Annotated in this window: 12 protein-coding genes and 1 pseudogene; 12 read left to right on the forward strand and 1 reads right to left on the reverse strand. The window is 59.9% G+C overall.

Going from position 1 to position 15,353, the window contains the following annotated elements:
* Positions 1–182 precede the first annotated feature (182 nt).
* The 3 genes from FKCLFG_RS02660 (at position 183) to FKCLFG_RS02670 (ending at position 2,903) form a co-directional block, all read left to right on the forward strand.
* Positions 183–1,250, forward strand: a complete 1,068-nt coding sequence (locus FKCLFG_RS02660; protein ID WP_472614689.1) for a 3-deoxy-7-phosphoheptulonate synthase — start codon at positions 183–185, stop codon at positions 1,248–1,250.
* Positions 1,251–1,252: 2 nt separating this feature from the next.
* Positions 1,253–1,831 (forward strand): DNA-3-methyladenine glycosylase I, encoded by a 579-nt coding sequence (locus FKCLFG_RS02665; RefSeq protein WP_472614690.1) that lies wholly within the window; start codon positions 1,253–1,255, stop codon positions 1,829–1,831.
* Positions 1,832–1,991: 160 nt separating this feature from the next.
* On the forward strand, positions 1,992–2,903 hold the full coding sequence (locus tag FKCLFG_RS02670) for a Tim44 domain-containing protein (RefSeq protein WP_472614691.1): 912 nt from the start codon (positions 1,992–1,994) through the stop codon (positions 2,901–2,903).
* Between the two features lie 146 nt (positions 2,904–3,049).
* Here the strand turns inward: FKCLFG_RS02670 and FKCLFG_RS02675 are convergent, their stop codons facing one another.
* Positions 3,050–3,970, reverse strand: a complete 921-nt coding sequence (locus FKCLFG_RS02675) for a LysR family transcriptional regulator (RefSeq protein ID WP_472614692.1) — start codon at positions 3,968–3,970, stop codon at positions 3,050–3,052.
* A gap of 115 nt (positions 3,971–4,085) precedes the next feature.
* On the opposite strand from FKCLFG_RS02675, the gene FKCLFG_RS02680 reads away from it, so the two are divergent.
* The 9 genes and pseudogenes from FKCLFG_RS02680 (at position 4,086) to FKCLFG_RS02720 (ending at position 15,344) form a co-directional block, all read left to right on the forward strand.
* Complete coding sequence (locus tag FKCLFG_RS02680) at positions 4,086–5,174, forward strand: tartrate dehydrogenase (protein WP_472614693.1); 1,089 nt, start codon at positions 4,086–4,088, stop codon at positions 5,172–5,174.
* Positions 5,175–5,316: 142 nt separating this feature from the next.
* Positions 5,317–6,663, forward strand: a complete 1,347-nt coding sequence (locus tag FKCLFG_RS02685; protein WP_472614694.1) for a dicarboxylate/amino acid:cation symporter — start codon at positions 5,317–5,319, stop codon at positions 6,661–6,663.
* A gap of 109 nt (positions 6,664–6,772) precedes the next feature.
* Positions 6,773–8,173, forward strand: a complete 1,401-nt coding sequence (locus tag FKCLFG_RS02690; protein ID WP_472614695.1) for a glycerate kinase type-2 family protein — start codon at positions 6,773–6,775, stop codon at positions 8,171–8,173.
* Positions 8,174–8,200: 27 nt separating this feature from the next.
* On the forward strand, positions 8,201–9,619 hold the full coding sequence (gene pyk / locus FKCLFG_RS02695; RefSeq protein WP_472614696.1) for a pyruvate kinase: 1,419 nt from the start codon (positions 8,201–8,203) through the stop codon (positions 9,617–9,619).
* Position 9,620: 1 nt separating this feature from the next.
* Positions 9,621–9,914, forward strand: a pseudogene (gene eno, locus FKCLFG_RS02700) (phosphopyruvate hydratase); the annotation flags it as partial.
* Between the two features lie 591 nt (positions 9,915–10,505).
* Positions 10,506–11,861 carry a glucarate dehydratase gene (gene gudD, locus FKCLFG_RS02705; RefSeq protein ID WP_472614697.1) on the forward strand — a complete coding sequence of 452 codons (1,356 nt, stop codon included), beginning with the start codon at positions 10,506–10,508 and terminating at the stop codon, positions 11,859–11,861.
* Between the two features lie 114 nt (positions 11,862–11,975).
* Entirely contained in the window at positions 11,976–13,580 is a 1,605-nt protein-coding gene (locus FKCLFG_RS02710) for a methyl-accepting chemotaxis protein (protein WP_472614698.1), read from the forward strand.
* Positions 13,581–13,630: 50 nt separating this feature from the next.
* Positions 13,631–14,401, forward strand: coding sequence for a 4-hydroxy-2-oxoheptanedioate aldolase (gene hpaI / locus FKCLFG_RS02715; RefSeq protein ID WP_472614699.1), 771 nt, complete (start codon positions 13,631–13,633; stop codon positions 14,399–14,401).
* Positions 14,402–14,447: 46 nt separating this feature from the next.
* The gene (locus FKCLFG_RS02720) at positions 14,448–15,344 is read left to right on the forward strand and encodes a 2-hydroxy-3-oxopropionate reductase (protein ID WP_472614700.1); all 897 of its coding nucleotides are present in this window, start codon (positions 14,448–14,450) and stop codon (positions 15,342–15,344) included.
* Positions 15,345–15,353 lie beyond the last annotated feature (9 nt).

The raw sequence follows: 15,353 nt of genomic DNA on the forward strand, positions 1-15,353 counted from the left end.
ATATCCGCAGTTAAATAATGCGTAAATACATGCATTTTATCTTATACTCCCTATTAAATTGATTATGTGAAGTGCGCGTAGCGCAAGATTCCAGAGCGACTACACTATCGTCTTGTCCGCCAGCCAATCCGGTTGCGCTCGCGCCATAATCCACTCCTGCCCACTCCTGATTAGAAAACAGCATGACAACCACCTCCTCGATTGATCTTGAAAACATTAACATTTCATCCTTTGATGCGATGCCTACGCCGGAAGAGTTGCATGCGCGCTTGCCGCTGACCGAAAAAGCGGCTGCCAGCGTGATGCGCGGCAGGGAAGCGCTGCGCAACATCCTCGAGCGCAGCGATCCGCGACTGTTCGTGGTGGTCGGCCCCTGTTCGATCCACGATCCGGTGGCCGGACTGGATTACGCGCGCCGCCTGAAAGTCTTGCAAGACGAGGTTGCCGACACGCTGTTGCTGGTGATGCGGGTGTATTTCGAAAAACCGCGCACCACCACCGGCTGGAAGGGCTATATCAACGACCCCGACATGGACGACTCGTTCCGGGTCGATCAGGGCATGGAAAAGGCGCGCCAGTTCCTGCTCGACGTGTGCGAACTCGGCCTGCCGACCGGCACCGAAGCGCTGGACCCGATCTCGCCGCAATATCTGGGCGACCTGATCGCCTGGACCGCGATCGGCGCGCGCACCACCGAATCGCAAACGCATCGCGAAATGTCATCCGGCCTGTCGACCCCGGTCGGCTTCAAAAACGGCACCGATGGCGATATCAGCATCGCCATCAACGCCATTCTGTCGGCGTCGCGTCCGCATTCCTTCCTCGGCATCAACGGCCAGGGCCGGGTTGCGATCGTGCGCACCCACGGCAACCGCTTTGGTCACGTAGTGCTGCGCGGCGGCGATGGCCGGCCCAATTACGACACCGTGTCGGTGGCGATGGCCGAGCAGGCGCTGACCAAGGCGGGCTTGCCGGCCAATATCGTGGTCGATTGTTCGCACGCCAACAGCTACAAGAAACCTGCGTTGCAACCGCTGGTGATGGCCGATGTCATGAACCAGGTGCGCAACGGCAGCAAGTCGCTGGTCGGCGTGATGATCGAATCGAATATCGTGGCCGGCAACCAGCCGATTCCCGACGATCTGTCGCAGATCACTTACGGCTGCTCGGTGACCGACGCCTGCATCGACTGGGAAACCACCGAAAAGATGATTCGCGACGCCGCCGCGTTGCTGCGCCAGCGAAAATGAGCATGCCCGCCGCCGTCCAGCGCTGCGCTTGGGCCAACATGGACAATCCGCGCTATCTCGCCTATCACGACTTCGAATGGGGCGTGCCTTGCCACGACGAAGTGCGCTTGTTCGAGATGCTCAATCTGGAAGGCGCGCAAGCCGGGCTGAGTTGGGAAACCATCCTCAACAAGCGCGACAACTACCGCGCCGCATTCGATGGCTGGGACGCCGGCAAGATCGCCTGCTACGACGCGGTCAAGGTCGCCGCGCTGCTGGCGGACGCCGGCATCGTGCGCAACCGCCTCAAAATCGCCGCCGCCATTTCCAATGCGCAAGCGTATTTGCGGCTGCGCGAAGAGGTCGGCGGCCTCGATCCTTACCTGTGGGCTTTTGTCGATGGCAAGCCGATCAAAAATGCCTGGGCCGACCAGCGGCAAACTCCGGCCAAAACGCAATTGTCGGACCGACTTTCCAAGGATCTGGCCAAACGCGGTTTTAAATTCGTCGGGCCGACCATCATTTACGCCTACATGCAGGCCATCGGCATGGTAAATGATCATAGTGTCGATTGCCATTACCACCAATCTGATAACGGATAACGCGCTGGATTGGATCAAACTTCTGTTTTGATGAAGCTATATTCAAGTTAACTTCTGTTTTTAGGGAATGTTAAACCCACTATAATTGTTCCAAATATGCGATTTTGATAACACCGGTAGGCCGTTCGGCGTACCGGATATAACTTTAGGAGTTGTTCACATGAAAAAAATCTTGCTTGCCCTTGTCATGGTGGCCAGTACTCTGGCGCTGGCGATTCCACAGGCGGAAGCCCGGCGCATGGGCGGCGGCAGTAGTTCGTTCGGCAAACAATCCAGCAACGTTTCGCGTCAGGCACCGGCCCGTCAAAGCCAGGCGAGCAACGCGGCCGCCGCTCCCGGCGCGGCTGCTGCAGCCAAACCGGCCAGCCCATGGAAAGGTATCTTGGGCGGTGCTTTGCTGGGTCTCGGTTTGGGCGCATTGCTGTCGCACTTCGGCATGGGCGGCGCACTGGCCAGCATGATCAGCACCCTGTTGATGGTGGCGCTGTTTGCGATGGCGGCAATGTTCATCTACCGAATGTGGATGCGTAACAAGAGCGGCAAGACGGACGCGCAGCCAGCGTATGCCGGCGCTTACAATGCCGGCAACAGTACGCCCACTATTGGCTCGCGCATTGATGCGCAGTCACAACCTGCTGCATTGCAATCGGCACCGTTCGCCTCGGGTTCCAGTGCTGGCGAGCAAGCGACCTGGAGCATTCCGTCCGACTTCGATGTGCCAGGGTTTTTGCGCACCACCAAAACTTACTACATCCGCCTGCAAGCGGCCTGGGATCGCGCTGATACCAACGACATCCGCGAATTCACCACGCCGGAAATGTTTGCAGAACTGAAGTTGCAACTGCAGGAACGCGGCGCAACCGCCAATGTCACCGACGTCGTTACGCTGGACGCCGAATTGCTGGGGATCGAAACCACCAGCAATGAATATCTGGCCAGCGTCAAGTTCAGCGGCATGATCAAGGAGTCCGAGCACGCTCCGGCGGAAGCTTTTGCCGAGGTCTGGAATCTGTCAAAACCTCTGGACGGTCAAGGCGGCTGGATTCTGGCAGGGATTCAGCAACTGTCCTGAGCCGGTGCGCGGCATCAGCCGCGCATGTTTCCATAAAAAAACCTCTGGTGTGCCGGCACCAGAGGTTTTTTTATGGACTGAACCAGTCTATCCATGAACTAAAAGGTGGGGGGCCTAAAAACCCGACGCGGATTAAGCCGACCCTGCTACAACTTAACGAACCCTTCGAACGATTGCGACAGAAAGTCGACGAATGTCCGTATGCGTGTCGAGAGTTGTTGTCGCTGGGGATAGACCGCGTAGATGTCCGCGTCCGGAGTTTGGTATTGGGGCAACACCTGCACCAGTCGGCCACTATTGAGATAGCGCTCGATATCCCATTCTGCTCGCAGCAGGATGCCGTGGCCGTCGAGCGCCCAATTTACGGCTATTTCGCCATCATTGGTTGTAAGGTTGCCGCGTACTTTTACTACTTCCGTGGCTCGGTTGGTCCCGCGGATGGTCAGTATCCGCCATGAACCATAGGCGTCATCTCCTTGCTTGATACAAATGCAGTTGTGATGCGCTAAGTCATGCGGCGCCTGGGGCACGCCATGTGCCGCCAGGTATTTTGGCGAAGCGCAGAGCAGGCGTCGGTTGGGCGCCAGACGTTTAGCGATCACACGCGCGTCGGACGGCTCGCCGAAGCGGATGCAGACGTCGAACAGGTCGTCAGTCAATGCCGGTGGGCTAACAGATAACTGTAACTGCACGTCGACTTCCGGGTATTGCCTGACGTAACTAGAGATCAGCGGCGCAATTTGTAGCCGACCGAAGCCCAGTGTGGCATTGATGCGAAGTAAGCCTTTCGGCGAACCCTTCGACATCGTCAGAAGTTGATCCAGATCGTCAAGGTCAGCCAGGATGCGCCGTGCGTGTTCCAGAAAAATTTCACCTTCCGGCGTCAGGCTCATGCGGCGGGTGGTGCGGGTCACCAGGGACACGCCAACGCGCGACTCCATCAGGCTCAGGCGCTTGCTAACCGCCGGCGGCGTGATGCCGAGCTCGCGCGCTGCCCTGCTCAAGCTTCCACAGGTCGCCAAAGTGGCAAAAAAACCAAGTTCTGCGGGTTGGATGCCACTACTCATTGGGCGATTATTGAATTCAGGTTAACAATGCTTTGAGTTTGCAGATGTTTAATAAGCCGGTCAAGTCGTTATCGTACCGTCTCACCACCAATCTTATACAGACAGGAGAGACGTAATGAAGACTTATCGAATTGCAACGGTTCCCGGCGACGGCATCGGCAAAGAAGTCGTTCCCGCAGGTCAGCAGGTGCTTGAAGCGCTGGCGGCATCAAGCAGCACATTCCAGTTTGAATTCCAGGACTTTGACTGGGGCGGCGATTACTATCGCAAGCACGGCGTGATGATGCCGGCTGACGGCTTGGAAGCGCTGCGCAATAAAGACGCGATACTTTTCGGCTCGGCGGGCGATCCGGATATTCCCGACCACATTACTCTGTGGGGTCTGCGCCTGAAAATCTGCCAGGGTTTCGACCAGTACGCCAACGTGCGCCCGACGCGCATCCTGCCCGGTATTGACGGCCCGCTCAAACGCTGCAAAAGCGAGGATCTGAACTGGGTCATCGTCCGTGAAAATTCTGAAGGCGAATACTCGGGCGTAGGCGGACGGGTGCATCAGGGCCACCCGATCGAGGCCGCCACCGACTTGAGCATGATGACCCGTGCGGGCGTGGAGCGCATCATGCGTTTTGCGTTCAAGCTTGCAGAGTCGCGCCCGCGCAAGCTGCTGACGGTCGTCACCAAGAGCAATGCCCAGCGCCACGCAATGGTGATGTGGGATGAGATCGCACTGGAAGTATCCAAGGAATTCCCTAACGTCACGTGGGATAAGGAACTGGTGGACGCCGCCACCGCCCGCATGGTCAACCGCCCGGCCACGCTGGACACCATTGTCGCAACCAACCTGCATGCCGACATCCTGAGCGACCTGGCCGCTGCGCTGGCCGGCAGCCTGGGCATAGCGCCCACCGCCAACATCGATCCCGAGCGCCGCTATCCATCGATGTTTGAACCGATCCACGGCTCGGCCTTCGACATCATGGGCAAGGGGCTGGCCAATCCGGTTGGCACCTTCTGGTCGGTAGTGATGCTGCTCGAGCATCTGGGTGAATTCGAAGCAGCCGGTCGTGTAATGCACGCCATTGAAAGCGTCACTGCGAACCCTGTGCTGCATACCCGCGATCTGGGCGGCAAAGCCACGACTGCTGACGTCACCCAAGCGGTTTGCAATTCGCTCGCCGCCAGCGCCGATCGCAAAGCTGCTTGATTTCGCTTAGTGCCGGTACAGCCGCCAAGCATGCCGGGACCATTCGGCGACAGGCAACACATTAGATTCTGTTTCGGTCCCGACGGCCACGTAAGAGCTTCGGGGGCCGAGTCAAAAGTAAAAGTGTATTGAAGGAGACATGATGTTTAAGAAATTTTTCGGAAAACTGTACGTCCAGGTATTGATCGGCGTCGGTGCTGGAGTCATTCTCGGTGTCGTCGAGCCTCATATCGGCGCCGATCTCAAGCCACTTGGCGATGTATTCATCAGGCTTATCAAGATGGTGTTTGCGCCAGTCATTTTCGCCATGGTGGTGCTCGGCATCGCGAAGATGGAAAGCATGAAGGAGCTCGGGCGCGTCGGCACCCGAGCTCTCATCTATTTCGAGGTGCTGTCCACTTTTGCGCTTGCGCTGGGACTGATCGTGGTCAATGTGGTCGGGCCTGGCCGGGGGATGAATATCGATGTGGCAACGCTCGATACGAAGAGCATCGCAACCTATTCGGCGACCGCCGCAAAGTCAGGTGGCTTCGTCGATTTCCTGGTCAACATGATACCGATGAGCATCGTGGATGCCTTGGCCAAAAACGATATTCTGCAAATTCTCGTGTTCGCGACCCTGTTCGGCGTAGCGCTATCGCACATGGGGCGCCGCGCCAAGCCAGTCGTCGATTTCCTTGATGCGTTCAGCCAGAGCATGTTCGTGATCGTCGGCATGGTCATGCGCGTTGCTCCGATTGCCGCTTTTGGTGCAATGGCTTTTACCGTCGGCAAGTATGGCCTGGGATCAATGGTATCTCTGGGAAAATTAATGGGCAGCATGTACCTGACCTGCTTCGCTTTCGTCTTCATTGTTCTTGGCCTGGTCGCCCGCTGCTCCGGATTCAGTCTGTGGAAGTTCCTGCGCTATATCAAGGATGAGATATTCACCGTGCTCGGAACCAGCTCCTCCGAATCCGTCGTCCCCCAATTGATGCGCAAGTTGGAGCACATCGGCGTGTCCAAGCCAGTGGTGGGCTTGGTCGTTCCGGCCGGCGTGACGTTCAATCCGGATGGGCAATGTATCTATTACACGATGGCGGCAATTTTCATTGCGCAGGCGACGAATACCCCCTTGTCGATCGCTGACCAATTGGTTGTGCTCGGGGTGCTGATGATCACGTCGAAAGGTTCTGCGGGCGTCACCGGCTCCGGCTTCATCACCCTTGCCGCGACGCTGGCGTCGCTAGGCAAAATTCCGGTGGAAGGCATGGTGTTGCTGCTCGGCATAGACCGCTTCATGTCGGAGGCAAGATCGATTACCAATACGATCGGCAATGCCGTCGGCACGATGGCCATCGCGGGGTGGATTGGCGCACTGGATCGGGTTCGCATGCAACGCGTTCTTGACGGGGAAGATCTGCCTGAACAGGTGCTGTATGAGATGCCTGACGAGCCAACACAGAGCGCAGCGGGGCGGTTGGTTGAGCAACAGAAAGCTGCCGCATAAGCGCGCGCAGTAGGACGAAAGCCACAGTCAAGCCCAGATTTGCCCCCGCGGCTATCTGGCGGAGGCAAAGTTATGAACGCAAGCAGCCTGTCGTGAAAGGAAAATTGATATGCAAGCCAAGAGGATCGCCCCCGTTGGCGAAGAAGGAGTAGGAGTCGGTAAAAAAGTGCTGGATGAGCCGACTCCATCTCGTGCTGGTGCCGCCAAAAAATTAGAGCCGCTACCCGCCGTAGAATCCGGCGGTGCGCGGAATTTGTTAAGGCGGCTGTTTGACGCGGCGGTTGCCGCAGCGCAGCCCGATTTATGCATACCGCGTTATCTGCCGGAGCCACCGCGCGGCAGATTGGTTGTCATTGGCGCCGGCAAGGCTTCGGCCGCGATGGCGCGCGCAGTCGAAGATAACTGGCCCGGGCCGCTCGAAGGCCTGGTAGTAACCCGTTACGGCTATGGGGTGTCTTGCGAGCGCATCGAAATCGTCGAAGCCGCCCACCCGGTTCCGGACTCCGCCGGACATGCGGCCGCTAAACGCATGCTGTCACTCGTCTCGGGACTGAGCGCCGACGATCTCGTGCTGTGCCTCATTTCCGGCGGCGGCTCGTCGCTATTGCCCCTGCCTGCCGCCGGACTTACGCTGGAAGACAAGCAGGCGGTCAGCCGATCGCTGCTGACGAGCGGCGCCACGATTGCGGAAATGAATTGTGTGCGTCGCCACCTGTCAGCGATCAAGGGTGGCCGTCTGGCCGCCGCCTGCTACCCGGCTCGGGTCGTGAACCTCATCATCTCGGACGTCCCCGGCGACGACCCGATCAACATCGCTTCGGGCCCCACTGTCGCGGACCCGACCACCTGCGGCGACGCCATCGCCATCCTGCGCCGCTACGCTATCAACGTGCCGCAGCGTGTGCTCGACCTGCTGGGTAGCGCTGAGGGCGAGTCGCTCAAGCCCGGGGATGCCCGCCTGCCCGAGATTGAAACACACCTGATCGCCACGCCGCAAATGGCCCTGGAAGCGGCCGCCGAGATTGCCCGCCAGAGCGGATTGGCGAGCCACATCCTGGGCGATTCGATCGAAGGAGAAGCGCGCGATGCGGGCACGGTGATGGCCGGAATCGCGCGGCAGGTCGCCAGGCACGGCCAGCCTTTCGCTGCCCCTTGCGTATTGCTCTCCGGCGGCGAAACAACCGTCACGGTGCGCGGCAATGGACGCGGCGGGCGCAATGTCGAATTCCTCCTCGCGTTGGGCATTGCGCTGGATGGCCAGGCGGGAATTTACGCTTTGGCGGGCGACACCGATGGCGTGGATGGGCAGGAAGAAATCGCTGGCGGCTATCTCGCCCCGGATTCGCTGCAGCGCGCCTGGGCGCAAGGCCTCCGGCCCAGGGAAAGTCTCGATAACAACGATGGCCACGGCTTTTTCAGCGCGCTCGGCGACTCGGTCGTGACCGGCCCGACACTGACCAACGTGAACGACTTTCGCGCCATTCTCATTACCCGCGAAATGGCGGATTAACACTCGCAGCATCCAAGGAATCCAGATATGTATCGCAATCGCAATGCCAAAATCGTCGCCACCCTCGGGCCGGCCAGTTCCAACAAAGAAACTATTCAAGCCCTGTTCGAGGCCGGCGCCGACGTTTTCCGCCTGAATTTCAGTCACGGTACGCATGCTGATCATAAGCGCAGCCTGGATATCATTCGGACAATCGAGCGTGAAACGGGGCGTCCGATCGGCGTGCTGCTCGATCTGCAAGGCCCCAAGCTGCGCCTCGGCACCTTCGCCAACGGACCGGTGCGGCTTGAGGAAGGCGCTAGTTTCCGGCTTGACCTGAATCGTGACAGGCTGGGTGACCAGACGCGTGCGCCGATGCCGCACCCGGAGATTTTTGCGGCGCTGGAAGAGGGCACTGACTTGCTGGTCGATGATGGACGAGTCCGCCTGCGGGTCGAGAAATGCGGCAAGGACTTCGCCGAAACCCGCGTCATCGCGGGGGGCGTGGTGTCCGACCGCAAGGGCGTGAATGTTCCTGGTGTCGTTTTGCCGCTCTCCGCGCTGACCGAGAAAGATCGGGCCGACCTTAACTACGGTCTGACGCTGGGGATCGACTGGATCGCCTTGTCATTTGTACAGCGCGCCGAGGACATCATCGAGATCAAGGCCATCGTCAAGGGCCGCGCCGGCATCGTCGCAAAGCTGGAAAAGCCGATGGCCATCGGCAGTCTCGACGCTATCGTTGAAGAAAGCGATGCGGTCATGGTCGCGCGGGGTGATCTGGGAGTCGAGATGCCGCCCGAACAGGTGCCCGCCATTCAGAAACGCATCGTTCGCGCCTGCCGCAAGGCCGGCAAGCCGGTGATCGTTGCCACCCAGATGCTCGAATCGATGGTCAGCGCCCCGGTGCCGACTCGCGCCGAAGCTTCGGACGTCGCCACCGCCATCTACGACGGCGCCGATGCGGTAATGCTGTCGGCCGAATCTGCCTCTGGCAAGTATCCGCTCGAAGCTGTGCGCATGATGAACAGCATCATCACCCAGACTGAAGCTGACCCGCACTACCGCGAAGCGCTCGATGCCTCGCAGCCGCCGCACTGTGCCGATATGGCCGATGCAATTGGCGCAGCGATGCGCCGGGTATCGAGCGTACTGCCGGTTGCCGCCTCCGTGGCTTATACCAGTTCCGGTTATTCGGCCCTGCGCATGGCGCGCGAGCGGCCGCAGGCGCCGATCATTGGCATGACGCCGCGACTCGCCACAGCACGCAAACTGGTGCTGGCGTGGAGCGTGTACCCGGTGCTCTGTCACGAAGTCGCAGATGTTCAAGAGATGAGCGACCTGGCCTGCGATACCGCGCGCAAGCAAGGCTTTGGGCAGGCCGGTGACGTGATCGTGATTACGGCTGGCATGCCGTTCGGCACCTCCGGCACCACCAATTTGTTACGCATTACGCAGATCACCTGAAGCCGGCGCTTTTCTGATCAAGCTCAATCAGATCGGTACTCTCACAGAGACGATGGCCGCCATCACAATGGCAGAGCACGCCGGCTATAGCGCGGTCATTTCCCATCGCTCGGGGGAAACCGAGGACACGACGATTGCCGATCTGAGCGTATGCACCACGGCGACGCAGATCAAGACCGGCTCGCTTTGTCGCACCGATCGGGTCGCCAAATACAACCGCTTGCTGCTGATCGAAGCGGAGCTCGGTGCCGATGCGGTTTATCGGGGGCGTTCGGCGTTTCCGGCTCACACCTAGCCTGCATGTTTCGCCGGCTGGCATTGCGGCCGAAATTTGCCCGCAATGCCGGTTTGCCAGGCGGCCTGAAAAGTGTGGGGCGAAACTCTCCCTGTCCCCGTGAAATGAAGGAGTATGCTTAAAAATACCGTAATTCACGCATATATTAATTGTGCAATATAAAAATACACTTGCTTGTATATATGGCGGCCGTATTCCGAAAACGAAACCAAACTAAACCAACTCAGCCGATTGCAGCTCCTGATGCGGCGCCGGATATTTCAATTTGTACGCGTTAAGAAGCCGTGCTACATCATAGGACGTCGGACAACTAAATTTTACGTCTGGTGATTGATCTTCCGGCAATATCCCCTTCGCCCCTTCGCCCCTTCGCCCCATCGTCCATGCTGCCATATATAAAATATCTCACGAGAGATTGATTGCAAAATTCAAAAGGCCTCACTATACTCTTTCCATGTTGTACGACGACTGATAACTTGAGTCAATAGCAGCGCAGTCACCGTTTCGGTGTGACGACGGATGCGCAAGACACGCCCCGGCCCTTTGAGCCGAGCAGGGCGCCCGAAATTTTATGGATACAGAAAGGCAATCATGACCTATACCAACGCAACACACGCCCAAGCTGGCACACCCATCGTCACGGAAATGCGCGTCATCCCGGTTGCCGGACGCGACAGCATGCTGCTCAATCTGAGCGGTGCGCACGGTCCTTACTTCACCCGCAATATCGTGATCCTGACCGACAGTTCCGGCAACACCGGTCTAGGCGAAGTGCCGGGCGGTGAACCGATCCGCAAGACGCTGGAGGACGCACGCCAACTGGTGGTCGGCCAGTCGATTGGCAACTACCACGGCGTGCTCAACAAGGTGCGCGAGACCTTCCGCGACCGTGACGCAGGCGGCCGCGGTCTGCAAACCTTCGACTTGCGCATCACCATCCATGCCGTCACCGCGCTGGAGGCGGCGCTGCTCGACCTGCTGGGCAAATTCCTCAACGTGCCCGCATGCGCGCTATTGGGCGACGGCCAGCAACGCGACAAGGTCGAGATGCTGGGCTACCTGTTCTACGTCGGCGACCGCAGCGCCACTGATCTGGAATATGCGAGCGATCCTGAGGCGGGCGACGACTGGCTGCGCCTGCGCCACGAACAGGCGATGACGCCGGAAGCGGTGGTGCGCCTTGCCGAAGCGGCCTACGCGCGCTATGGCTTCAACGACTTCAAGCTGAAAGGCGGCGTACTGCGCGGCGAGGAAGAAATCGACGCCGTCACTGCATTGGCGGAACGTTTCCCCGACGCCCGCATCACGCTCGACCCGAACGGCGCCTGGTCGCTGCAGGAAGCGATCCGCCTGTGTCGCGACCAGCACCATGTGCTGGCCTACGCGGAAGATCCGTGCGGCGCCGAGAACGGCTATTCAGGACGCGAAGTGATGGCCGAATTCCGTCGCGCCACCGGCCTGCCGACCGCCACCAACATGATCGCCACCGACTGGCGCGAGATGGGCCACGCGATCCAGCTGCAATCGGTTGACATCCCGCTGGCCGATCCGCACTTCTGGACCATGCAGGGCTCGGTGCGGGTGGCGCAGATGTGCCACGAGTGGGGCCTGACCTGGGGCTCGCATTCGAACAACCACTTCGACATTTCGCTGGCCATGTTCACCCAGGTCGGGGCTGCCGCGCCGGGGCGCATCACGGCGCTCGACACGCACTGGATCTGGCAGGATGGCCAGCGCCTGACGATCGAACCGCTGCAGATCGTCGGCGGCATGATCGAGGTGCCGGCCAAACCAGGCTTGGGCATCGAAGCGGACATGGACGCCATCGAGGCTGCCCACCAGCTATACCTAAGCAAGGGTCTGGGCGTACGCAATGACGCGATCGCGATGCAGTACTTCATTCCTGACTGGAAGTTTGACAACAAACGCCCGAGCTTCGTGCGCTGACCTGGCCAAACGGCGGCTGTCAGGAGCGCTGACCGTGAGCCGACGGTTCCGGTCAGCGCAACCGCACAAGCCCACTGCAAAGCGGGCTGCGGACAAATATGTTTTGGAGATATGGTGAAAAATATTACCGTTCGTTCGTGCCTGATGAGCGCACTCTGCCTGTTTTCATTGATGCTTGTGATTGGCGCCGGATGCGGGATCGTCGCACTCGCGCGTGCCAATCAATCGACGGCACTGGTGCATCAGATATCGGTGCGCGCGATGAGCATCAATGACGCCTACAAGGACACGACGCGCACGCGGTCGGCTTTGGTGCGCGCGCATGGCGCGCTCAAGGAAAAGAACGACCAGGAGACGAAAAACTCGGCGCTAAAAAGCGCGCAAGCCAGCTACGATCGCACGCTCAGGCAATTGGCGGACTTCCGCCAGGCGCCGGCTTTTGAAGGACAGGACGATGCACTGAAAGCTGCGCTGACCGATGCCGGCCTGCGCTTGTCGGCCACCCTGAGCAATGCCATGAACGCACTGCGCGACAACGACGCCGATGCCTATTCGGCCATCAACGGCAAGGACATAACGGCCGACGGCGCCGCCTTTTCCGTCCTGCTCGAGAAATTCCAGAAGCTCACCAGCAGCCTGGCCGAAGACCTGGTGGAGCGGCGTGAGCGCGAGTATCAAATGGTCGTCTGGCTGGTGCTGGCCGGTCTGTGCGTGGCGATAGCCGGCGTTGGGCTCATGCACTGGCTACTCAAGCGCATCGTGACGACGCCGCTGAACCAGGCGGTGGACCTGCTCGATCAGGTGGCGCAAGGCGACCTGACGACGCACATCACGGAATACGGCCGCAATGAAATCGGGCGCCTGTTCGCCGCGATACACAACATGCAGCAAGGTCTGGTGCTGACCGTGTCGCAGGTGCGCAGCGGCGCGGACATCATTACCGATGGCGCGCAGGAAATCGCAACAGGCAATATGGATTTGTCGTCGCGTACCGAATCGCAGGCCAGCGCGCTGGAACAAACTGCGGCATCGATGGAAGAATTGACCAGCACTGTCAAACAGAATGCCGAGAATGCGCTGCTGGCCAATCGGCTGGTCGGTTCGGCATCAGCCACGGCGCTCCAGGGCGGGGCGGTCATGGCGCAGGTGGTCGATACCATGAACGCGATCAGTGTCTCGTCGAAGAAGATCGTCGATATCATCAGCGTGATTGACGCCATCGCGTTCCAGACGAATATCCTGGCATTGAACGCGGCGGTGGAGGCGGCACGCGCCGGCGAACAGGGCCGCGGGTTCGCCGTCGTCGCCAGTGAAGTGCGCAATCTGGCGCAACGCAGTGCTGCGGCGGCGAGGGAAGTCAAGGGGCTGATCGACGATTCAGTCGACAAGGTCAGCTCAGGCAGCAAGCTGGTCGAGCAAGCCGGCGCCACGATGGGCGAGGTGGTGGCCAGCGTCAAACGCGTGACCGACATCGTGCGTGAAATCGCCGATGCCAGCCAGGAACAGAGCGCCGGCATCGGGCAAGTCAATCATGCGATTATCCAGATGGATGCAGTCACCCAACAAAATGCGGCCCTCGTCGAGCAGGCTGCGGCAGCTGCGCAATCGCTGCAGATGCAGGCAACCAGGCTGGCCGACACGGTCAGCATCTTCAAACTCGACGCACCGAACGGACAGCGCAGTGCGGGGTCTGCCGAACCTGTTCTGGCAGCCCGGTAGTTGATGGCCCGCTTTTGTATTCAATCAACCCACATTCAGGAGACAAGAAAATGAACCTACCGATCAACCATTTCAAGCGCGCGATCAAGAGCGGCCAGCTGCAGGTCGGGCTCTGGTCCGGTCTGTCGAACAACATCACTGTGGAGGTGCTGGCCAATTCCGGGTTTGACTGGCTGCTGCTCGACACTGAGCACTCGCCCAACGAACTGCCGATGGTTCACGCGCAGTTGCAGGCGATCGCACAGGGCAACGCACACCCGATCGTGCGCCCGGCCTGGAACGATACCGTCGCCATCAAGCGTTTCCTCGACATTGGCGTGCAGACCCTGCTGATTCCTTTTGTGCAGGACGCGGAAGAGGCGCGCAATGCGGTCGCGGCGACGCGCTACCCGCCGCTCGGCGTGCGCGGCTTTTCAGTCGCGGCGCGGGCATCGGACTACGGCCGCGTCAAGGACTACGCCACTCGCTGCGAGGAAGAGTTGTGTGTGCTGGTGCAGGTGGAGACCCCGCACGCGCTTGCCAACATTGAGCAGATCGCCGCCGTGGAAGGCGTCGATGGCGTCTTCATCGGCCCCGGCGACCTGTCGGCCGCGATGGGCCATATCGGCAACCCGAAACATCCGGAGGTGGTGGCCGCGATCGAAGATGCGATCAAACGCATCCGCGCCTGCGGCAAGGCGGCCGGGATACTGACGGGCGACGAAGCGCTGGCGCGCCGCTACATCGAGATCGGCTGCACCTACATCGCCGTGGGCAGCGACATCGGCATCCTGGCGCGTGGCGCGGAAGCCCTTGCCGCCAAATTCAAGCGCGTCGCATGAGCGTGCGGCCCTAACAATCACATCGTCTGAATCAAGGAGAAATACTATGAGTAAAGTCGGATTTATCGGCCTCGGCATCATGGGCTCGCCCATGGCGGCGCACATCCTCAAGGGCGGCCACGAGCTGTACGTCCATGCTCGCAAGATGCTTCCCGCAGAACTCACGGAGCACGGTGCGATCAGTTGCGCCTCGGGCAAGGAAGTCGCGGAAAAAGCCGACATCATCATCATGATGGTTCCGGATACGCCGGATGTGGCCGCGGTCCTGTTTAATGCGGGTGGTGTCGCCGAAGGCCTTACGGCTGGCAAGATCGTGGTGGACATGAGCTCGATCTCGCCGATCGAAACCAAGCAGTTTGCGGCCCGCATCAACGAACTCGGCTGTGATTATCTGGATGCGCCCGTGTCCGGCGGCGAAGTGGGCGCCAAGGCTGCGAGCCTGACCATCATGGCGGGCGGTCCAGAAGGCGCATTCGCCACGGTCAAGCCGCTCTTTGCGTTGATGGGCAAGAACATCACCCTGGTGGGCGGCAATGGCGATGGGCAGACCACCAAGGTGGCCAATCAGATCATCGTCGCGCTCAATATCGAAGCGGTGGGCGAGGCGCTTCTGTTTGCGTCAAGAATGGGCGCCGACCCGGCCAAGGTGAGGACGGCGCTGATGGGCGGTTTTGCCGCGTCGCGCATCCTCGAGGTGCACGGCGAGCGCATGATCAAGCGCACCTTCGAGCCAGGTTTTCGCATCGAGCTGCACCAGAAAGACTTGAACCTGGCGCTCACCAGTGCCCGGCAAGCGGGCCTGTCCCTGCCCAACACCGCGACGGCCCAGGAACTCTTCAACTCCTGCGCAGCCCACGGCGGCAAAGCGTGGGACCATTCGGCCCTGGTGCGCGCGCTGGAGATCATGGCGAACTTCGAAATCGGCGCGGCAATACCGCAGTAGGAGCCAGGC

The sequence above is a fragment of the Gelidimonas denitrificans genome (assembly GCF_055694065.1).

Coding starts and splice junctions, on each gene's coding strand:
- FKCLFG_RS02675 (WP_472614692.1), bottom strand. CDS start 3,970: ATGAGTAGTGGCATCCAACCCGCAGAACTTGGTTTTTTTGCCACTTTG.
- FKCLFG_RS02720 (WP_472614700.1), top strand. CDS start 14,448: ATGAGTAAAGTCGGATTTATCGGCCTCGGCATCATGGGCTCGCCCATG.
- FKCLFG_RS02660 (WP_472614689.1), top strand. CDS start 183: ATGACAACCACCTCCTCGATTGATCTTGAAAACATTAACATTTCATCC.
- FKCLFG_RS02670 (WP_472614691.1), top strand. CDS start 1,992: ATGAAAAAAATCTTGCTTGCCCTTGTCATGGTGGCCAGTACTCTGGCG.
- FKCLFG_RS02690 (WP_472614695.1), top strand. CDS start 6,773: ATGCAAGCCAAGAGGATCGCCCCCGTTGGCGAAGAAGGAGTAGGAGTC.
- FKCLFG_RS02665 (WP_472614690.1), top strand. CDS start 1,253: ATGCCCGCCGCCGTCCAGCGCTGCGCTTGGGCCAACATGGACAATCCG.
- pyk (WP_472614696.1), top strand. CDS start 8,201: ATGTATCGCAATCGCAATGCCAAAATCGTCGCCACCCTCGGGCCGGCC.
- gudD (WP_472614697.1), top strand. CDS start 10,506: ATGACCTATACCAACGCAACACACGCCCAAGCTGGCACACCCATCGTC.
- hpaI (WP_472614699.1), top strand. CDS start 13,631: ATGAACCTACCGATCAACCATTTCAAGCGCGCGATCAAGAGCGGCCAG.
- FKCLFG_RS02680 (WP_472614693.1), top strand. CDS start 4,086: ATGAAGACTTATCGAATTGCAACGGTTCCCGGCGACGGCATCGGCAAA.
- FKCLFG_RS02685 (WP_472614694.1), top strand. CDS start 5,317: ATGTTTAAGAAATTTTTCGGAAAACTGTACGTCCAGGTATTGATCGGC.